The organism is Alkalicoccobacillus murimartini (assembly GCF_030813245.1).
Lineage (GTDB): Bacteria > Bacillota > Bacilli > Bacillales > Bacillaceae_D > Alkalicoccobacillus > Alkalicoccobacillus murimartini.
Map to the genome: position 1 here is coordinate 26,382 of NZ_JAUSUA010000001.1, position 20,360 is coordinate 46,741.

The 20,360-nt window shown below is 39.7% G+C and carries 20 protein-coding genes; 12 read left to right on the forward strand and 8 right to left on the reverse strand.

All coding sequences use genetic code 11. The features are described from left to right. Positions 1 to 55: 55 nt before the first annotated feature. A complete protein-coding gene (locus J2S05_RS00190) occupies positions 56 to 727 on the reverse strand; it encodes a B3/B4 domain-containing protein (RefSeq protein ID WP_306978792.1) in 672 nt (223 codons plus the stop codon). 100 nt (positions 728 to 827) lie between these two features. Between J2S05_RS00190 and queG the strand changes: the two genes are divergently transcribed. Both queG and J2S05_RS00200 read left to right on the forward strand, forming a co-directional pair. Beyond that, a complete protein-coding gene (gene queG / locus J2S05_RS00195; RefSeq protein WP_306978794.1) occupies positions 828 to 1,979 on the forward strand; it encodes a tRNA epoxyqueuosine(34) reductase QueG in 1,152 nt (383 codons plus the stop codon). Positions 1,980 to 2,041: 62 nt separating this feature from the next. Further along, positions 2,042 to 2,578, forward strand: a complete 537-nt coding sequence (locus J2S05_RS00200) for a methylated-DNA--[protein]-cysteine S-methyltransferase (protein ID WP_306978796.1) — start codon at positions 2,042 to 2,044, stop codon at positions 2,576 to 2,578. 32 nt (positions 2,579 to 2,610) lie between these two features. Here the strand turns inward: J2S05_RS00200 and J2S05_RS00205 are convergent, their stop codons facing one another. Next, the gene (locus J2S05_RS00205) at positions 2,611 to 3,108 is read right to left on the reverse strand and encodes a GNAT family N-acetyltransferase (RefSeq protein WP_306978799.1); all 498 of its coding nucleotides are present in this window, start codon (positions 3,106 to 3,108) and stop codon (positions 2,611 to 2,613) included. Positions 3,109 to 3,232: 124 nt separating this feature from the next. Between J2S05_RS00205 and J2S05_RS00210 the strand changes: the two genes are divergently transcribed. Together J2S05_RS00210 and trmL are read left to right on the forward strand one after the other, a co-directional pair. Continuing rightward, the gene (locus tag J2S05_RS00210; protein ID WP_306978801.1) at positions 3,233 to 4,120 is read left to right on the forward strand and encodes an amidase domain-containing protein; all 888 of its coding nucleotides are present in this window, start codon (positions 3,233 to 3,235) and stop codon (positions 4,118 to 4,120) included. A gap of 77 nt (positions 4,121 to 4,197) precedes the next feature. Continuing rightward, on the forward strand, positions 4,198 to 4,668 hold the full coding sequence (gene trmL / locus J2S05_RS00215; protein ID WP_306978803.1) for a tRNA (uridine(34)/cytosine(34)/5-carboxymethylaminomethyluridine(34)-2'-O)-methyltransferase TrmL: 471 nt from the start codon (positions 4,198 to 4,200) through the stop codon (positions 4,666 to 4,668). Between the two features lie 64 nt (positions 4,669 to 4,732). Here trmL and J2S05_RS00220 read toward each other — a convergent pair whose 3' ends face one another. Continuing rightward, positions 4,733 to 5,290, reverse strand: coding sequence for a DUF5366 family protein (locus J2S05_RS00220; protein ID WP_306978805.1), 558 nt, complete (start codon positions 5,288 to 5,290; stop codon positions 4,733 to 4,735). A 356-nt stretch (positions 5,291 to 5,646) separates the two neighbouring features. Next, positions 5,647 to 7,530 (reverse strand): transglycosylase domain-containing protein, encoded by a 1,884-nt coding sequence (locus tag J2S05_RS00225; protein ID WP_306978807.1) that lies wholly within the window; start codon positions 7,528 to 7,530, stop codon positions 5,647 to 5,649. A gap of 196 nt (positions 7,531 to 7,726) precedes the next feature. Here J2S05_RS00225 and J2S05_RS00230 point away from each other — a divergent pair, with 196 nt between their 5' ends. Both J2S05_RS00230 and lepB read left to right on the forward strand, forming a co-directional pair. Continuing rightward, entirely contained in the window at positions 7,727 to 9,622 is a 1,896-nt protein-coding gene (locus J2S05_RS00230) for a PrkA family serine protein kinase (protein WP_306978809.1), read from the forward strand. A 519-nt stretch (positions 9,623 to 10,141) separates the two neighbouring features. Next, positions 10,142 to 10,675 (forward strand): signal peptidase I, encoded by a 534-nt coding sequence (gene lepB, locus J2S05_RS00235; RefSeq protein WP_306978811.1) that lies wholly within the window; start codon positions 10,142 to 10,144, stop codon positions 10,673 to 10,675. A 36-nt stretch (positions 10,676 to 10,711) separates the two neighbouring features. Here the strand turns inward: lepB and yidD are convergent, their stop codons facing one another. The 3 genes from yidD to J2S05_RS00250 form a co-directional block, all read right to left on the reverse strand. Further along, entirely contained in the window at positions 10,712 to 10,963 is a 252-nt protein-coding gene (gene yidD / locus J2S05_RS00240; RefSeq protein WP_306981017.1) for a membrane protein insertion efficiency factor YidD, read from the reverse strand. 76 nt (positions 10,964 to 11,039) lie between these two features. Continuing rightward, positions 11,040 to 11,918, reverse strand: coding sequence for a M15 family metallopeptidase (locus tag J2S05_RS00245; protein WP_306978813.1), 879 nt, complete (start codon positions 11,916 to 11,918; stop codon positions 11,040 to 11,042). Between the two features lie 138 nt (positions 11,919 to 12,056). After that, positions 12,057 to 12,272: a WYL domain-containing protein gene (locus tag J2S05_RS00250; protein WP_306978815.1), complete on the reverse strand. Its 216-nt coding sequence runs from the start codon at positions 12,270 to 12,272 to the stop codon at positions 12,057 to 12,059. Between the two features lie 147 nt (positions 12,273 to 12,419). On the opposite strand from J2S05_RS00250, the gene J2S05_RS00255 reads away from it, so the two are divergent. After that, entirely contained in the window at positions 12,420 to 14,195 is a 1,776-nt protein-coding gene (locus J2S05_RS00255; protein ID WP_306978817.1) for a right-handed parallel beta-helix repeat-containing protein, read from the forward strand. A 261-nt stretch (positions 14,196 to 14,456) separates the two neighbouring features. After that, entirely contained in the window at positions 14,457 to 15,629 is a 1,173-nt protein-coding gene (gene yhbH, locus J2S05_RS00260) for a sporulation protein YhbH (protein ID WP_306978819.1), read from the forward strand. 69 nt (positions 15,630 to 15,698) lie between these two features. On the opposite strand, the gene J2S05_RS00265 is transcribed toward yhbH, so the two are convergent. Beyond that, positions 15,699 to 16,277: a hypothetical protein gene (locus J2S05_RS00265; protein WP_306978821.1), complete on the reverse strand. Its 579-nt coding sequence runs from the start codon at positions 16,275 to 16,277 to the stop codon at positions 15,699 to 15,701. 129 nt (positions 16,278 to 16,406) lie between these two features. Between J2S05_RS00265 and J2S05_RS00270 the strand changes: the two genes are divergently transcribed. The 4 genes from J2S05_RS00270 to J2S05_RS00285 all read left to right on the forward strand — a co-directional run bounded on the left by J2S05_RS00270 (position 16,407) and on the right by J2S05_RS00285 (position 20,308). Continuing rightward, the gene (locus J2S05_RS00270; RefSeq protein ID WP_306978823.1) at positions 16,407 to 17,624 is read left to right on the forward strand and encodes a serpin family protein; all 1,218 of its coding nucleotides are present in this window, start codon (positions 16,407 to 16,409) and stop codon (positions 17,622 to 17,624) included. A 55-nt stretch (positions 17,625 to 17,679) separates the two neighbouring features. Then, positions 17,680 to 18,174 carry a hypothetical protein gene (locus J2S05_RS00275; RefSeq protein WP_306978824.1) on the forward strand — a complete coding sequence of 165 codons (495 nt, stop codon included), beginning with the start codon at positions 17,680 to 17,682 and terminating at the stop codon, positions 18,172 to 18,174. Positions 18,175 to 18,407: 233 nt separating this feature from the next. Further along, positions 18,408 to 19,502: an iron-containing alcohol dehydrogenase family protein gene (locus J2S05_RS00280; protein WP_306978826.1), complete on the forward strand. Its 1,095-nt coding sequence runs from the start codon at positions 18,408 to 18,410 to the stop codon at positions 19,500 to 19,502. After that, a complete protein-coding gene (locus J2S05_RS00285) occupies positions 19,499 to 20,308 on the forward strand; it encodes a MetQ/NlpA family ABC transporter substrate-binding protein (RefSeq protein WP_306978829.1) in 810 nt (269 codons plus the stop codon). Before J2S05_RS00280 ends, J2S05_RS00285 begins: the two co-directional genes overlap by 4 nt. Positions 20,309 to 20,360 lie beyond the last annotated feature (52 nt).

The following is a 20,360-nucleotide window of genomic DNA, read 5'->3' on the forward strand; positions in this document are numbered from 1 at the left end:
GACCTCCTATTGTAATGAATCACTAATAGCATCCCAAAATTGACTAGAATTAAACCTACTCACCAACAATTTTCCATTCGGCATGACCACCATGAACTTGTGTGAACATCTGTGCAGCTCGTTCGAGTAACTGGTTAGCCTCTTCATTATTCAGCGCAGGATTCAAATAAAAAATCTGGATCGCTTCTGTTGTGTCTGTACTGACAGAGGTACGAGTGGAGTCAACAATTGGGCTTCCAAATGCACCGGATTGATCTGTCGTTATAAGTTTGCCCTCAGCTGAAAAGCTACGACCATTTAAGCCGTCATAGGTTTCGCCAGGCTCTCCGATCTTAAATTCTACTGGTCCATCAATCTTCTCAGCATCATATATGCCAATTGGTATCTGATATTCAAGTGAGAAGAAATTATTCAGATCGATAGCAGAATGAGCCGCTTCTAAAAACCCTCCTTTTTTGATGCGACGATATAGGGCTTCCTGTGAAGGGCGATAGCGTGAAGGGGAGATACCCAATGTTTTAAAAATCTCTCTCCAGGCAGAAATCCCTTCAAAGTCAGTTAGTTCTTGTTCTTCTAAGTTAACAGCAAGTACCTCTTGAAAATACCTGATTCGACCTTGTATCATTTGTGGTGAAGCACCAATCGCGATATGATGATAAGAAATCATTCCAAAAGTAAGGTTCGGTATTTTGGTATGTATATGATTATGAATCGTAGCGTCTAACAAGGGACAAGTCCTCCTTTTTTAGTAAGCATAGCACGAATAATTCATGAGATTAACTGAAACGCTCTTTTTCTAAAGAGCTTGAGAGAAAGGTGATTCGGGCATGACAAACGCCCAGTTAAAACAAGAGCTCATTGCATACAGTAAAACCATCGGGATCGATAAAATAGGATTTGCTTCTGCGGATTCATTTTTAACACTTAAGGATCGATTACTAGTACAACAAGAGCTTGGATACCAATCTGGCTTTGAAGAACCAGATATTGAGAAGCGTGTAAACCCAGAGCTTAGTCTTCCCAAGGCAAGGTCGATTATTTCGATTGCACTGGCGTATCCTTCTAAAATGAAAAATCCGCCAAAGAGCAAAAAAGGCGATCGACGCGGTATGTTCTGCCGGGCATCCTGGGGCAAAGATTATCATGATATTTTGCGAGATCGCCTGAAAAAACTGGAGAATTTCTTAAATGAAAAAATCCCTGAGGCGCGTACGGTATCGATGGTTGATACAGGAGCACTTTCAGACCGTGCTGTCGCTGAACGAGCGGGAATTGGGTGGAGCGCTAAAAACTGCGCGATTATTACACCTGAATTTGGCAGCTATGTGTATTTAGGTGATTTGCTTACAACATTACCTTTCGAGCCGGATACACCTATTACCGATCAATGTGGGAGTTGTAACAAGTGCATAGATGCCTGTCCAACCGGAGCCCTAATACAAGGTGGGCAGCTTGATTCACATAAGTGTATCGCCTTCTTAACGCAGACCAAGGGGTTCCTACCGGAGCAATATCGACAGAAGATCGGTAATCGTATATATGGTTGTGACACATGTCAGCAAGTATGTCCGAAAAATAAAGGCATGGATGTTCATAATCACCCTGAGATGGAGCCAGATCCTGAAATCGCTAAACCACGTTTGCTTCCATTATTAACAATGAGCAATCGTGAATTTAAAGAACAGTTTGGAGAAATCTCTGGTTCTTGGAGAGGCAAAAAACCTATTCAACGTAATGCAATTATTGCTCTTGCTCATTTTAAGGAAGAATCTGCTTTGCCAGTGTTAAAAAAATTATTAACCGATGATCCGCGTCCAGTTATTAGAGGGACTGCTGCATGGGCGATTGGCAAAATTGGTCGTACTACGGAGGAAGAAATAGCGCTAAAAGACGCGGAAATAAAAGAAAAAGACGAGGAAGTGCTGCTTGAGATCAAGAAAGGACTGGATTTGTTGGAAACAAACGTAACAAGGAGCTAGCTTGTCCGAATGACCTAGGGTAGAATGATAGAGACCTAGTATGATGAGAGGAGGAGTATGGGATGAACAATCGCTCCGCTTGTTTTGTGGACGAAATGAATAGTCCAATTGGACCATTAACCATTGTTGCATCAGAGCAAGGTGTTTGCCATCTGCATTTTGGATCCATTGAAAGTATTCATGCATCACTGAGAGCAAAACTCTTAAAGCTTGGCATGAGTGGGGAGTGGCAGCAATGTTCAGAGACTCTTTCACAGGCTAAAGAACAATTAGAAGAGTACTTCTCTGGTCATCGCCTAACGTTTGATGTACCTGTTGATTTAACAGGAACTCTTTTTCAGAAGCGAGTTTGGGATGCACTAAAAGAAATTAAGTTTGGTGAAACCCGATCCTACAAACAAATTGCTGAGGCAATTGGTGCTCCAAAGGCAGTGCGGGCAATTGGTGGTGCGAATAACCGAAACCCTGTTCCAATTATTATTCCTTGTCACCGTGTAATTGGCAGCAATGGCTCTATGGTTGGCTACGGTGGAGGACTTGATAAAAAGGAAATGCTTCTTATTCATGAAGGATCAAGAGAGCATCTATTAACTCATTAAACAGATAAGACGGCATCACCTCAACTGCTAAGTTAAGAGGAAATGCACGTCTTTTTTTTGTTTATGGAAGGAATGGTTTTTTTGCATTTCAAGACGGCCGTAGAAGTTGTCGATTCTGGATGCCATTCAGTATCTTCTATGTAGCCATTTTTCTGATAGAACAGTAGATTTTGAGTTACATTTTTTCGAACCTTACATGTTAGTGTAGAAATTTCTTGCTTAGTCGCGTATGTTTCTAACCAGCGTAACAAGAGGCTTCCAATTCCTGAACCTTGACAGTCGGGGTGAACAGAAAAGCGGAAGAAAAAAAGCGATTCCTTTGTTTGAACAAAGCGAACCATGGCAAGAAGGCGACCCTGAACATTAAAAAGTAACGCAGCCTTTTCACCCTTTTGAAGCCGTGTATTTATAGATGCAATGGTCTCATCAAGTGCACTTGATGGTGGATTTGAGTAGGTAGCAAACGCTTGATGCATTAAGTCGCACATAGCAGGCACATCGGAGGAAGTAGCTAGGCGTGTGAAATACATTGAAGATCATCCTTCCACATTGTGTATATTTATAATTTTATATGAATTATTATACATTAATATATTTGAATGAGTCAAGCAGCTTCTGAATAGCCTGTATGAGGGGATATAAGGAGGCAGTTGCATGGATCAATCGATTGTAGAAGCTGTTCATTTATTAGCTAAACAACGAAATCAAGCATTTGTTGAGACTAGTTCGGATCAAAGTAATGGACTAGAACGTAGTAAAAATGTACAGAAACGACGTCATGTCGCACTTGTTCACTCAAAAGCATCAGGTACCATTACGCGAATGCATAAGGTGGATCAACAAACAATCGTTGACTATACGGTTTTTTTTGAGTGGTTGTATAAGCAACAAAATCAATTATACGTTGAAGAGAGACAGGAATTTAGGCGTGTTTTGTTTGAAAAGGGCAACCCTATAACGGACAAAGAGATCATTATACAGCCTCTTGATCTTGATCCAAAGGCTCCACTACCGATTGATCAGCAAGGAGAGGATGCGTCTTCTCTGCGAACAAAAAATCGATATAACCGCAGAGAAGCTGTTCGGTATGCAGAAAGATGGTGGAATGATTATAATCCCACATATAATAAATTCACTGATAACTGTACGAACTTTATTTCTCAATGCCTTCATGCTGGAGGAGCACCGATGAATAGGAGTGGACAAAAAAGCAAAGGGTGGTGGACGGAAGGGGCAAGCTGGAGTTTGAGCTGGACAGTTGCGCATTCATTAAGATGGTATCTGAGCGGTTCAACATCTGGACTAAGAGGAGAAGAGAAGGCAACAGCACAGGAGTTACAGCTAGGAGATGTGATTTGCTATGACTTTACAGGGGATGGCAGGTGGCAGCATACAACAATGGTTGTCGCTAAAGATGAAAATAATGAACCACTTGTGAATGCACAAACGGTAAACAGTCGGATGAGGTATTGGACATATGAGGATTCGACGGCTTGGACACCTGAAATTAAATATAAATTTTTCAGAATTATGGTCACATAGGAACTCTGTATATTTTGTTTTGACTTGATCGTGGTATACTAACGTTTGTAGTTTACATTTAAAACGAGGTGTACCGATTGGGTTTAAATATTGTTTTGTATCAACCAGAGATTCCTGCAAATACAGGAAACATTGCTAGAACATGTGCAGGAACGAATACATCACTGCACTTAATTAGACCTCTTGGATTTTCAACAGACGATCGAATGCTTAAGCGTGCTGGATGCGATTATTGGCCAAATGTGAAGATTCATTATTATGATTCGTTTGCTGAACTTACAGAACGTTTCCCTCAATCATCTATTTATTTGATCGAAACAGTAGGGACCAAAACGTATTGTGATTTTGATTATTCTAATCCAGATGAGGAAATCTTTTTTGTGTTTGGCCGTGAAACGACTGGCTTACCAGAAGAGATTATCGATCAATATAAGGAGAACTGTCTTCGAATTCCACAGACGGATAAGGTTCGTTCCTTAAACCTGTCGAATACAGCTGCCATTGTGATATACGAAGCAATAAGACAGCAAGGTTTCCAGGGGATTTAACACATCAAAAAAGCGTAGTGCCATCAATCGATGGTCACTACGCTTTTTTGTTATAAGCTCTTGTCTAGAAGGGAATACTCTGAATAAAGCTATTATACAAACGTAGGCTTGTGTATCCTACAGCCAATATGAAGGCGCCCCAAAAGACCACATGAAAAAAGACAAATCCTATTAAACTAAGAATACTAAGTGAATCGTAGATTTTGTACACAAAAAACATAAAATAGATGATACACGCAGCAACAAAAATAACAACGATAAAAAAGATTTCTTGCATAAGTAAAAGAGAAAGTAAACTTGCTCCTAAGAAGATCCACGAACCTGCACGAACCTTGTTTAGCTCTGAGCCATCCTCATCCTTTGAAAAAAACAGCATAGATAACTGAATTGTTGTATCTGCAATTAGCTTTAACGCTGAGAAAATCATAAAGAAGATAAGAAGGAATAAAAAAAGGATCGCTAATTTGATGCCACCTTCAGTGAAAAACTCAAGCATTCCTTCATAAACTCCGAAATTCTCAAGCTGAGATAAAATAAAGCTTTGACCATAAAAAGAAAGCGATAAACTAAATAATATGATGGATATTAGAGCAAAATGCCCAGTAAGGTAACGATTCGACATTAGTGATAAACTCCTGTTCTTCACGATTAAAAAGTACATTATGTATAGTTTTGATTGTACAGATACTGGGAGGAATAGGCAAGTACTACTTTCCAATGACCTAGTCTAACAGACCAAAGATAGAGGGTTAAATGATTGGTGAGCAATGGACTGATGACATGGTAAGCCTTTTCAAAAGGGTTTCATTCCAGTATAATATAAGTAATTACAGGTAGATTTCAGCAAGGAGGCAGAAAAGATGGGAACAGCTTTAATTTTAGGAGTATGTGCGGTTTTTCTAGTAGCCATTTTCTCAGCAGGTTATGACAGCAATCCTCATAAAAAATGAGAAAAAGGATCCCCTTGGGATCCTTTTTTTAGTTCATGATGTCATTAAATATTTGTTGATGTGGGTTTGATCTAGAGAAACCTTCGATACTTTTAGGACCACCTGATGTTTGGTCACGGCCAATAAGAATAGCAGATGTATATTGATCGGTAAGTCCTGCAAACCAAATTTCATTATAATTGGATGTTGTGCCTGTTTTTCCTCCGACATAAGGAGCAGAAACATTGATCGAACGACCTGTTCCGTTAGTAACTACCGCAGCAAGCATTTGCCTCATCTTATCGTTGGTCGCTTTACTCCAGACTTGAGTTTCAGGTTGATCCCAGCTATAAAGCACATTTCCAGCACCGTCCTTTACCTCTGTAATACCGTGTGCAGGACTATAGACACCGTCGTGTGCAAAGGTTGTATAAGCTCTTGTTAGTTCAAGTGGAGATACCCCGGTACGAAAACCACCTAAAACGGATGCGAAGTTCTGCTTGTCGATATCTCCTACTTTTTCAAAGTTAAATTTGTCGAGGTAAGAGTAGGATGTTTCCAGTCCTGTTTTATTTATTAGGGCAACGGCTGCCGTGTTATAAGAGCTTGCTAAAGCTTGGTTTAATGTAACCATCCCAATCTCTTTATTATCATAGTTTTTAGGGCACCAGTCTTCTGGACCATTTGGGTAGCATTTATTCTTACCATCAATCTTTGCTGATGGCCCGACACCTGTTTCTTCAACGTATGGTGCAAAGGCAAGTAATGGCTTAATCGATGAACCGGGTTGTCTAAAATCTTGATAGCCACGGTTAAAGTTAAACTTCTCGTAGCCTTTTCCTCCAGTTAACGCAACGAGCTGATTGGTTTCATTGTCAATGACTGTTAATGAACCTTGGATCGTTTCATCCGGAATACGTTGACTAATCGATTGCACTGCTTTTTTCTGCAGTAAAGGTTTGAGCGCAGTATGAATGGCAATGCCTTCATCAAGTAAAGATTGGACCTTTGCATCTAACTCTTCGTTTAATGTATCTTTTTCTTCGGATGTTGTAGCTTTTGCAATTAAATTAGAGAAGCCTTCTTCTTCTGCAACTAAATCTCTGAATTCATCTCGAATATACGTCACATAGTCAGGGAACATATCCGTTCGTTCTTGAACAGCAAGCTCAATGGATTCCTCCAATGCTTCCTCATATTCTTCTTCTGTAATTTTCTCTTCATCAAGCATTTTCTTTAATACCCAGCCTTTACGATCCTCGGTTCTTTCCTGATGATCAATCGGATCAAAAAAGCTCGGGTTATTCGGAATGGCCGTCAAAAATGCAACTTGTGCGAGGGATAGGTCAGCACTACTTTTACTAAAGTAATATTGGCTTGCTGCCTCAATTCCGTAAGCTTGGTGACCAAAAAAAATGGAATTTAAGTAGAGTTCAAGAATATCATCTTTCGTATAACGTTTTTCTACTTCACGAGAATACAAGATTTCGCTTAATTTACGTTGGTAGGTCTGGTCATGGCTTAAGTAAATATTACGAACAAGTTGCTGTGTAATCGTACTACCACCTTGTTCTAATTCACTGCTTTGTGCATTGGCCACAAAGGCTCTTGCAATTCCTGCCGTATCATAGCCATCATGTTCGTAAAATCGGCGATCCTCTGTGGCAACAAAAGAATCTATAAAAAGTTGAGGAATCTGGTCATATGATTTGTAGATCCGATTAGTGTCTCGGTACACTTCAGAAATCAACCGTCCCTCTGAATCAAGAATATAACTATTGGAGGAGAGAAATAGCTCTTCTAATTCAATGTTTTGGTCAAACGCCTCTGATAACGTCTCAACGTCATTCACTTCTGCCCCAACTCTAGTTAACAAAAGGACAAATGAAGCACATAAAACAGCGATGAGCAGCCAGCCTGTACTTTGTCTCATACTAATCTCACTTTCTTTGTAAGCTATTTTCCTAAAGTATACCATTGAAATGCTGGAATTTACAGGTGATCAGTCAATTTTACTGCGACTTTATTCGTGAGTCGACTTCAAAAGCTATCAAACAAAAAAGGGCATGTTCGACTCCTTACGTGCATAGAATTTACTAATCTCGGATCGACGAGGATGGAGGGGTATTGTGAGTATACTTAAAAAAATTGAACGTTTTCGGGAAGAAGAAGAGCGCCTAAAGTGGGAAGGAACATTTGAGGATTACCTGGAGCTAATTAAGGAAAAACCTTATGTGACACAAACCGCTCATTCCAGGGTGTACAATATGATTCATGATGCTGGAGTGGAGGAAAAGGATGGAAAGAAGACGTTCTCTTTTTTTAAGGAACAGATTTATGGTTTAGAAGAATCCATTGAACAGCTAGTAGAAGAATATTTCCATTCTGCTGCGAAACGATTAGATGTTAGAAAAAGAATTCTTCTTCTAATGGGTCCTGTAAGTGGTGGTAAATCAACATTGGTTACCATGTTGAAGCGCGGTTTAGAGCAGTATTCAAGGACAGATCGTGGGGCGGTTTATGCGATCAAAGGATGCCCCATGCATGAAGATCCACTGCATTTAATTCCGCAACATCTGCGTGCAGATTTTCAAAAGGAGTATGGAGCAAAAATTGAAGGGCATTTATCCCCATTAAATATGATGAGGCTAGAAGAAGAGTATGGAGGTCGCATTGAAGATGTGCTCGTGGAACGTATATTCTTCTCAGAGGATAAGCGAACAGGAATTGGTACCTTTAGCCCATCAGATCCGAAATCACAGGATATTGCAGATTTAACTGGAAGCATTGATTTTTCCACAATTGCTGAATACGGATCTGAGTCTGATCCACGAGCCTATCGCTTTGATGGAGAATTAAACAAGGCAAACCGTGGGATGATGGAGTTTCAGGAGATGTTAAAGTGTGATGAAAAATTCTTATGGCACTTACTTTCCTTAACCCAAGAAGGAAATTTTAAAGCGGGACGATTCGCCTTAATTTCTGCAGATGAACTCATTGTGGCGCATACCAATGAATCTGAGTATAAAACCTTTATTTCCAATAAGAAAAACGAGGCTTTGCACTCTCGGATTATTGTGATGAAAATTCCATACAATTTAAAGGTAAGTGAAGAAGAGAGAATCTACAAAAAAATGATTGATGACAGTGACCTGTCTCATGTTCATATTGCTCCGCATGCATTAAGGGTAGCTGCTATTTTCACCATTTTAACTAGACTAAAAGACACCAATAAAGCAGGCATCGATTTAATTAAGAAGCTTAGGCTTTATGATGGAGAGAGTGTCGAAGGGTTTAACTCTCAAGATTTAGCGGAACTCAAAAATGAGCACACGGATGAGGGAATGGGCGGTATTGATCCAAGGTATGTAATCAACCGGATCTCTTCGGCTATTATAAGAAAACAACTGACGTCAATTAATGCTTTAGATGTTCTTCGTTCAATTAAAGATGGCTTGGATCAGCATGCATCCATTTCAAAAGAAGAACGCGAGCGCTTTATGGACTTTATCTCAACGGCTAGAAAAGAATACGATAATATTGCCAAAAAAGAAGTGCAAAAGGCATTTGTGTATTCATACGATGAGTCCGCGAAAACATTAATGGATAATTATCTAGATAATGTTGAAGCGTATTGCAATAAGAATAAATTGCGTGATCCACTAACAGGAGAAGAAATGACACCTGATGAGAAATTGATGCGCTCCATTGAAGAGCAAATCGGCATTTCAGAGAATGCCAAAAAGGCGTTTAGAGAAGAGATTCTTATCCGTATTTCGGCGTATGCCCGAAAAGGCAAAAAGTTTGATTACAATTCACATGAACGTTTAAGAGAAGCAATTCAGAAAAAGCTGTTTGCGGATCTAAAGGACATTGTGAAAATCACAACATCCGTAAAAACACCGGATGAATCGCAACTCAAAAAAGTGAATGAAGTCATCGCCAGACTAATCGACGAACATGGCTATAACTCTACATCTGCAAATGAGCTACTTCGCTATGTTGGAAGTTTACTCAATCGTTAAAAATGAAGAGGCTTGGAAAGAACTCTTTCATCTATAAAAAACTCGAATTATTATGCTAGTTAGACTGCATAGTGGTTCGGGTTTTTTCAATCAAATAAGAGTGTTAGGCCGCTCCGGACATACACTCCACTTTCCGTGGGCGGCTGGTGAGCCTACTTGTGCTGGCGCACTTCGAAGTCTCACCCAGGCCTTTCCTCCCACAGGAGTTTCCGTGTATGTCCTACGCTGGTTTAAGCTAATTAGAAGTAATTAGAGTTGAATTACTTCTAGGTTATATAAGTGTGCGTCATTCAATTTATTCGCCTTTTCTTTCATATATTGTTATATCCAATACTCTTTCCATTTAAATGTGGATATCAAATGAAAAATCGATAATTTTACATAAGCTTTTAAAGCTCTTGTTTTAGATGGGGTGGTATGAGCGTAAGTGAAACAACCGATTAGGCTTCAACACTGATAAGGTTGTTCTCTTTGTTTAAAAGTGGTAAATTGAAAAGAAACGAATGGCGGAGGAACCTTGTGAGTAGAACGAAGAGTGAGCTTTTAGGTTGGGTAAAAGCAATTATTATTGCTATTGTACTGGCAGTCATTATTCGTACCTTTCTTTTTACGAGTTACGAAGTTCGAGGAGAATCAATGCTGCCAACAGCTCATGAGGGAGAGCTGTTTATCATTAATAAGTTGAACTATCAATTTAGTGAACCGAGCCATGACGATCTGATTGTCTTTCATGCCACGCAAAATGAAGACTATATTAAGAGAGTCATTGGACTTCCTGGAGATACGGTTAGAGTTGAAAGTGATGTACTCTATATCAACGATGAAGCAGTAGATGAGCCTTATCTAGATGAGGTTAAACCTGGTCCTGGAACGTATACGCAGGATTTTGATGAGGTAACGGTACCTGAAGGTCATGTTTTTGTGATGGGTGATAACCGTCCAAGTAGTCTAGATAGTCGCCGGATTGGCGCTGTTAGTGAAGATCAAATTGTCGGCAAGGTGGACTTACGATTCTGGCCATTATCTGAATTTACGTATATGGGTAATAAATAAGCAAAAAGGCGATCCGCGTGGATCGCCTTTTTTTATTTAGTGAGAATGATTACAACCTGAATGATCGGAATCTTCTTCCCCTGGTGGCATATCTATGCCTCCTGGATGGAATGGATGGCATTTTACCATTCTTTTTATAATCAGCCATGTTCCTTTAGCTGCACCAAAGCGACTAACAACCGTCATGCCATACTGTGAACAGGTTGGATAGAATCGGCAAGAAGGGGGAGTCCAGCTTGAGATGAAACGTCGATAAAAACGAATGATACCCAAAATCAATGTCTTCAGTACACTCAATCCTCCTATTCACGTACATACATAATGAAGAGAAGCCTACAAAAAATACTAGAGCGACTCTTTATGCTTAAATTTCTCTTACCAAATCAAAAAATTCTTCTAGTACTAATTCACTTTCATACATTTCGATCGCTGATTCACCAACATATCGTAAGTGCCAAGGCTCATATCCATAGCCGGTGATATCTTCTTTATCCTTCTGATAACGGATGATAAAGCCAAAGTGGTGGGCATTATCTGCAAGCCACTGTCCCTCTTTTGTATTCTCGTATTCCTGGACCAAGCCATAGTTCACGCTGGAACTCGATACATCCATTGCAAGACCGGATTGGTGTTCACTACTCCCTGGGTGAGCAACAAACTCCTGATCAGCACCTGATCTAGCTACCGCTTGATCATATAATTCCTGTTGTCGGTCATAAGATCGATAACCAGAAACAGCCGCTAATTCAATGTTTTCCTCTCCAGCTGCGCCAAACAATGCTTCAAGAGCACCTGCGGCTTCCTCACGCATATAGCTTTTTGGTATATCTTGAAAGCCGTATGAGAATTTCACATCAGGGATGACCAGGTCATCGGGTACATAATCACTAGGGAGTAGATAATCATGATTAACAAACGTCAGGATATTATCTGGATTTTGAATAACAGCCTGTCCATCTACTTCTTCAATGTCATTAAAGTATTCTGAAGGAAGAGAGAGTGTGTCTTCATCCACTTGTTCATCTGTATCTGACTGATCGGTTTCATTTGGATCTTCTTCAGGTATGTCTTCATTTGGTTCGTTAGCTTCATTTTCTTCTTGCTCTTCATCAGTTGGAGTAGAGTCATTCACTGTAGAATCCTGATTATCAGAGCTATCATTTGTAGGCTCTTGGTTATATTGTGAGCAGCTGCTTAAAACAAGTGCACTAATGGCCACAATAAACCATCTATTTTTCTTCATGATTAAATTACCTGCCTAACTTATTTTCATTCCTTAATATATAAAACTATAACATACTGTCGATCTGTGCAACATGCAATTCCCCATCCAAAAGCTAGTTATAAAAGCATAACCAGCTTTGGTAGCGATTAACCGTGCTTATGCTTCTTTTTGCTGGACAGGTAGGACAGATAAAATACGATCAACTGAAAAACGTCGGATCTGCTTACGTTGATGACAATAACCAGTAAGAAGTCCATTTGAAAGTTTATCGGCTGTTATAATTCGGTGGGTCATTTGATTTGACTTAGAAAGATAGATTAATTCAATTAAATTTTTCTGTAGACAGCTTTTTGTGAGGAATGACGTAAACATCTCAAGGCCCCCTTTTTTTTATAGTATATGCGAACATTTGTTCCTTATCAACAGAAAATAACAGTTTAGAAAAAATTACCTTAGCTTCTCATCTTGGACAGGAAATTGTTATTTGAATTATACTTATCACTAAGTGAGGTGGATTGTATGAAGGAAATAAAGGTATCCCAAAAAATCTTATCAAAATACAAACATCTTCAGAGTGCGCTTGATGTAGCACAGGAGGGTGATTCCATCCTTTTAGAGGAAGGAACATACAAAGGAATATTCATAATTGACAAGTCTATTACGATTACCGGTATCGGCGAGAAGGATGCTGTGATTGTAGAAGGCTCGATACATATAAAAAACCAAGCCAATGTAACCGTAGGAAATATAACGTTACAGGACGGAGAAATAGGTTTTCTTGTCGCAGAAGGCTCGTTGAAGCTTGATCACTGTGATGTGAATAGAATGAGTCATTCGGCTATCTCCGTATCAGAACAAGGCAAAGCCACTTTGCGTGAAGTCATCATGCAGAAAAATGAGCACGCAATCATTACAGAAGGGTACATGTCGCTATTATATTGTGCACTTTCCAAACAAAAAGCAGTTCAAATTCGTATGAGTCAACATGCTAGAATGGTGCTAAAGCATACGCATATCTTCCAAGGTATGGAGGAAGCGGTGATCTTAACTGATAAAAGCCAAATGGTGATGGAGGATTGCTCTGTCTATGGACATGCTGGTTCTAGAGCTCAGGTGTTTTTGCAAGATGACGTCACACTCTCTTTAGTCTCTAGCAGGATATATGAAGGGAAGTTTGGAGGCATCGAAGCAATTGGTGGCAAACTTTCATTAAAAAATACGGTTCTTTCACGGAATGATGGCCATCAGATTTTACTCAGCGAGAGTACATCTGTGATCAGTCACTCCTATATTCATAGTGGAGATATTGGTTGCCTAGTGAAGGAAGGTGCAAGCTTACGTTTAGAACACACACGCATGGTTGCTCATTTGCAGGCACAAGTCAATGTCCAGGGTGGACAGCTTAAAGTTAAGCACTGCTCAATTTTAAGTGGCAAAGGGAATGCCATACTGATTGCTGCAAGTGGTGAGGCTGTAATTAGTGATAGCGAAGTGGCCGGGCATGTCCTCCCACAAATTTGTGTATCAGAGCAAGGGAATACAATAATAGAACGATCTTCGATTCATCATGGTGAGCATTATGGAGTATGGCTAACTGAACAATCATCTGCAGCGATTTTTCAGACAAATATCTATAGCCATAAACAAATTCAATTAGTCGTTGCCGAACAAAGTTTCTTGGAGATGGATACAACCTCTATTTATGAAGGTGATGAGAATGGGCTTCACTTCTTAGAAGAAAGCAGAGGACATCTTAGCCATTGCGAGATCTATCGACATGGAGAAGATTATCCACAAGTGATCGTTCGTGGAGCGGCCGATCCTGTTTTTACAAACTGTATCGTATCAGAGAGTCCATCTAATGCGATGTGGTTTGTAGAAGCAGCAAAAGGTCGTATCGAAAACTGCCGATTTGTTCAACATGGGTTACCGCAACTTGAAATTACAGAAGGAAGTGCACCAGTTATTGTCGCGACATCTATTATTGAGGGTGGTGATTGTGCCATTCATATTCGTGAAGCCGGACCTCATATTGAAGATTGTACGTTTACCGATAACGCAGCCTCCATTGTCATGGAAGGAAATTGTCCTGCAGAAATAATTGGGGATGGGGCAGAGGTTCTTCTGCATTATGCTGAACATAAGAGAAACGAAGAGGAACGCTTGTCCAATCTTGATGAGAAGACGCTAGAACGTATTCAGAAGTCACAACTCCTTGCTGAAAAAGAAGCTAGAACAGCAGAAATTGTAGGTTTAGTTGAGGAACTAGAACGTAGATTAGGTAAGGGATATTAACCACGAGAGTTGTGCTCTTGTGGTTTTTTTGTCGTAGAGGAGGTTGTCCTTGCATACACTAAATAACAACGTGAAACAAGATGAGAGTGATTCATCTGAATTTTTTGGCAACTCTTTCACTTGTCTGCATAAGATAAGGTAATCACTATAATGAGGCTTTCACATAGTGAACCAACTCCACCATACTATATGCAAAAAAGTCTGAAGTTGTGCATATCCAGGCAAAGCTGTTTACGCATAAATAAACAGGGAGGGAAACATGTGAAAAAAGACGAGTATCAAGGATTCGCTGTGTCACAGGAGAATTGGTCCCTCCATCGAAAAGGTTACCAGGACCAACGACGGCATCAAGAAAAGGTTCAGGAAGCTATTAAAAGAAATTTGCCTGACTTGGTGAGTGAAGAAAGCATCGTCATGTCTAATGGAAAAGATGTGATTCGGATTCCAATCCGATCACTGGATGAATACAAAATTCGCTACAATTATGATAAGAATAAGCATGTAGGGCAAGGAAAAGGCGACACAAAAATTGGAGATGTTGTGGCTAGAGACCCGAATGGACAGCAGCAAGCTGGACCTGGAAAAGGTCAAGGTGCGGGTGACAAAGCAGGCGAAGATTATTACGAAGCAGAAGTATCCATTGCAGAACTACAAGAGCTATTGTTCTCAGAGCTTGAGCTACCTAATCTTCAGAAAAAAGAAGAGAATGAAATTATTCTTGAGGACATTTCCTTTAATGATATCCGTAAAAAAGGATTGATGGGTAATGTTGATAAGCGCCGGACCATTCTATCAGCTATTAAACGAAATGCTCTTACAGGTAAACCAGGTATAAATCCAATCTCTAATGATGATCTCCGTTTTAAAACATGGAATGAAATTACTCGTCCTGAATCAAAAGCTGTCGTTATTGCCATGATGGATACAAGTGGATCAATGGGCCGTTTTGAAAAATATATGGCACGAAGCTTTTTCTTTTGGATGTCTCGTTTTCTAAGAACAAAATACGAAACGGTTGACATAGAATTTATTGCACACCACACAGAAGCGAAGCAAGTGACGGAGGAAGATTTTTTCTCTAAAGGTGAAAGTGGAGGAACGATCTGCTCTTCTGCATATCTAAAAGCATTAGAGATCATTGATGCAAAATATGAGCCTAGTAAGTATAATATCTACCCCTTTCATTTTTCTGACGGTGATAATCTTACAAGCGATAACGCTCGTTGCGTGAAGTTAGTGAACCAGCTAATGAGTGTATCTAGCATGTTTGGATATGGAGAAGTCAATCAATACTCTAGACACTCTACACTGATGAGTGCGTACAAAAATATTGAGGACCCTCGCTTCCGCCACTATATACTTAAAGAACAAGGCGACGTGTATCATGCGATGAAGCAATTCTTTAAGAAAGAACAGGAAGAAGCAATCGTGTGATAATACAGGAAAACCCGGCGGATGCCGGGTTTTTTTAATCTAGGTTATATGGTTCAAAGAGTATGTCCTCTAAATAAAAAAGACAATAAACATTATCGTACTAAAAAACAAAACCCATGTAAGTCCTAGTCCAATGAGTAGTCCTAGTATGGAGTTTCGCACAAAAGATCCTTGCAACTCTTCGGTGCTTTTTTCCTCTGTTTTCTTAAAAGAATATAGCTGTGAGACATTCATTAGAATGATAAAAATCAGAAGGATAATGAGAGAAAAGCCAACAAGAGGACCAGTCTGTAAAGATTCATTGGTTTCTTGTTCTGTAATGAAAGGGACATTCGTCCAAACTAAAATGATTCCTAAGCATATAGAAATCACTCCGCTCCCGATTCGCTGTTTATTCCATTCTGGTCCAAGCTTATCTTTGGTATATTCGGCTAATTGTCGAGACCAAGGGAAGAGATGAGTGGTTTTTTTGTACGTAAGGATATCATAAACCCCTGTGAGGAAAACGAATAAGCCCACTCCTGCAAGTACTATTTCTAAAGGATAATATGCGATTAACAGCAAGTAGATACTTCCTAAGAATAACATCAGCACATTCCATGATATCAAGGTCTTTTTTTTGAGCTTGGTTAACGTCGCTGTGTCCATGTTTTGATCTACTCCCTTCTAGTCTCTATCGTAACAAATAGTTATAAAGAAAAGGTAAAGAATGTAGGAATTTCTAGTACTGATGTCGAATTGTGAGATAAAGCCTAAGTGAAGAGAAGAGGGTATGTAATGAGACTAAGATTTTTCATCTTAGGGTTTTTCGTTGTGACTAGTGCTGGATGTGGAACACTGGCTAATCAAGAGGAGGAAAAGCCTCAAGCACCTGATCCTAGCCCAGAGGAAGTAAAGTATGAACCTGCTTCTGCGCAATCCACTTTTGGTGTAGAGCTTTTCCAAGAGGTTTATCAGAATAGCCTAGAAGAAAATATGTTGATTTCTCCTTATAGTGTTCAACTTGCGTTATTGATGACAGCCAATGGTCTTGCTGATGAGGAAAGAAAGACCCTGCTTGAGTCGCTACAACTGGGTGATCGTAACCTGGATGAGTTAAATAGAGAGGTTCAAAAGATAACGGAGTCATTTGACAGCCTACCACACGCTGAACTAAAAACAGCTCATTCTGTTTGGCATAAAAAGGGGTTGGATGTGGAAGATGACTATCAGGAGCTATTACATACATTTTATAATGGAGAAATACGTGAGATATCAGAGTCCGAACCAGCGAAAGAGATCAATGATTGGGTGAATGATAATACAGATGGCTATATTAGTGAATTATTAGATGAAGTTCCTATGGATACTGTTGCCTATTTAATCAATGCAGTGTATTTTGATGCCAATTGGAAAGAGCCCTTTGAGGAGAACTTGACTAAACCTGGGCCCTTTCACTTACTTAATGGAGAAACAATAGAGCACCCCATGATGAATCAAACAGGTGAATTTGCTTTGTTCGAAGAGTCTACCTTTCGTGCATTAAAACTTCCATATGAAGATGATGGCTTTTCCATGGCGATTATCTTGCCAGGTGAAGATGAATTTGAAGAGGTTGCACATTCATTTAGTCCTGCCGTTTTTTGGACCGATTTGTGGAGGGATGTTGAAGTAGATGTAAGTCTGCCCACATTTACATTTTCGGCCGATTATTCATTAGTTCCAGCATTATCTGAGCTAGGAATGGGGTCGTTGTTTAATGGTGGTCTTGATTTTTCACCAATGTTCGGATCCGGTTTTTCATACGCTATCAATGATGTCATTCACAAGACTTTTATCAATGTAGATGAAGAAGGTACGGAGGCAGCAGCTGTAACAGCAGTAGATTTAAGAGAATCTGCAACCATGATAGAGAATAGCTTTATTGTAAATCGACCGTTTATCTTTGCGATTATAGATGAAAATACAGAAACGATCTTATTTATTGGAAGTGTGGAACGGCCCGTTCTGGAATAATAACAGAGGGTCAAACGAGTTCTTGCTTACTTATCTAATAAAACAGGAGATTATTATGATAAAAATAGTCTTAACGGTGCTTCTCATCCTCTCTGCTATGGGGTTTGGATTCTGCCATATGTTAGCCAATGATACACCGCCTTATAGTAGTATGGGAAACATCGCCATTTTATTTATGATTGCTTTAATCCCTCTTTTTATTGGTGTCGTATACTGTTGGTATGTGTTAATTCAACCCACCACTCGGAAATGGCGCAAGTGGCTAATTTTTATTTTGCCGGTTCATATTTTTGTAGCAATTATTTATCAATACCGTTCATTGGATGATTATCGAGAGCTATTAGTCGAAAACTATAACACGTATGACCAAACGACGGATCAAGCCTCCACGGAAGAATATATAGAAATGATCACCCAAGGCCTAAATAGTCAAATGAACAGTCAATACTTTAACTTGAACACGTGGTTGGCTTTTGTATCGTTAACCATATGGGTGGCATTCATTTTTCGTTTATTGATACAAAAAAAGAAAAATCGAGTATGTAAATGAACTGGTCTATGAACCAGTTTTTTTATTTTTAAATAGGCTTAAGTCAGAATTATATGTGTTTATTTCAATGTAATCGCATACAAAGTAATTAATCCTTTAATTCTGTGACGGAGAAGAGTATTATTGTGTAGTAGAATCAAGGTTTCCAACTAAATAGGAGTAGTCAATTGGTTGAGATCCTGATAGAATCATTAAAAAAGATCGATATAGTCGGATTTAAAAGGAGTGGTCCTATGTTAACAGTTAAGGTCGGACCAGGGTATTATCAGTGCGAGCAAGGTGTACTTGAGTCATTAGAAGAGAAACTTATAGAACGCCATGTTAAAAAAGCATATGTGCTGCATGGAAATCGTTCATTAGAAGCAATCAAGCCTTTTCTACCAACATTTACTCAAATTGAGTTATTGTACGAACCATACAGTGGACATTGTACTGATGCAGAGGTACAGAGACATCAGCAAGCTGCGTCCACATTTGGCGCAGATTGTATCATCGGTATCGGTGGTGGTACAGCTATGGATCTTGCGAAAGCATGTGCCAATGTAATTGATAAAGAGGCGATATTGCTTCCGACACTGGCCTCAACCTGTGCGCCATGGTCCACGTTAAGTGTTATTTATAATGAGTTAGGCGAATACCTACGTTATGATACCTTTCCTAAGGGGATAGGTATGGTACTGATTGAACCAGAAGTCCTGGCGCATTCTCCTGCTGCATACTTACGAGCTGGTATTGGTGATACCTTAGCGAAATGGTATGAGGCTGACGCATTAACACGGGACAAAACTCAATTGCGAGTACCTGTTCAATTAGCACTAGCAGCAGCTAAGACATGTAGAGATACACTACTTGAACATGGTGTGTTGGCCCTTGATGCACTAAGCCAAAAAAAGGTAACCAACGACTTGATTCAAGTTGTGGAAACGAACATCGCAGCTGGTGGTTTAGTTGGAGGACTAGGGGATCATTATGGACGCATTGCAGCGGCACATTCCATTCATAACGGTTTAACGATATTTCCAGAAACAAAAACCAGGTTGCATGGAGAGAAAGTGGCCTATGGAATTTTGGTGCAGCTTGGACTTGAACAGAATTGGGATGAAATGAATAAACTCATTCCCTTTTTTCAAGTAATGGGTTTGCCAATGACTTTACGTGATGTTGGTTTATCAGCACATGAACACGTAATAGAAGCTGTGGCGGCTCGAGCTTTGGCTGAAGGTGAATCGATTCATTTTATGGAAGAATCGTTTACATCGGATGATCTAAAAGAAGTCATACTAAAAATAGAAACATTACTAGGTAGTGGAGAGGACGTTTTAAGATGAAAAAGATAGTAGGTTTTGGTGCAGCGGCACTTACAGCAGGGATATTAACAGCATGTGGATCTGGCGATGAATTTGGTCCACTAGCAGAAGATGAGATTTCAGTAGGTGTAACAGCAGGCCCGCATGAGCAAATCATGGAGAAAGTAAAAGAAGTGGCAGAAGATAATGGCTTAACCGTTGAATTAAGGGTATTCTCGGATTATAACGCTCCAAATACAGCAGTAAGTGAAGGAGAATTGGACGCTAACAGTTATCAGCATAAACCATTTCTTGATAATTATAATGACGGCCAAGGGGATAGTTTAGTTGATGTAGCAACAACGGTTAACTATCCGATGGGTATTTATTCAAATGATTTGGATAATCCTACTGAGGTTGAAGAGGGATCAAAGGTTGCCCTTCCAAATGATACAACAAATGGAGCTCGTGCATTAATGTTGTTTGAGGATGCGGGACTGATTACTTTAGATGAGAGTGCCGGTACAAATGCATCTGTTCTAGATGTAGTGGATAATCCATATGATTTGGAATTCTTTGAAGTGGAAGCACCTCAAATTCCAAGACAGTTAGACGAAGTTGCATTGGCTGCAATTAACACAAACTTTGCAACGGAAGCAGGGTTGGATCCAACGGAAGATTCAATTTATATTGAACCAGAAGACTCCCCATGGGTGAATACGATTGTCGTTCGTGATGAAAATAAAGATGATCCAGTTGTGCAAAAGTTAATTGATGCGTATCAATCTGATGAAGTAAAACAGTTTATTGAAGAAGAATTCCAAGGATCTGTTATCGCTTCTTGGTAAGATGGTAAGTAAAGATTAAGTAGTTGCCCTGCTCGCATTGAGTGGGGCTTTC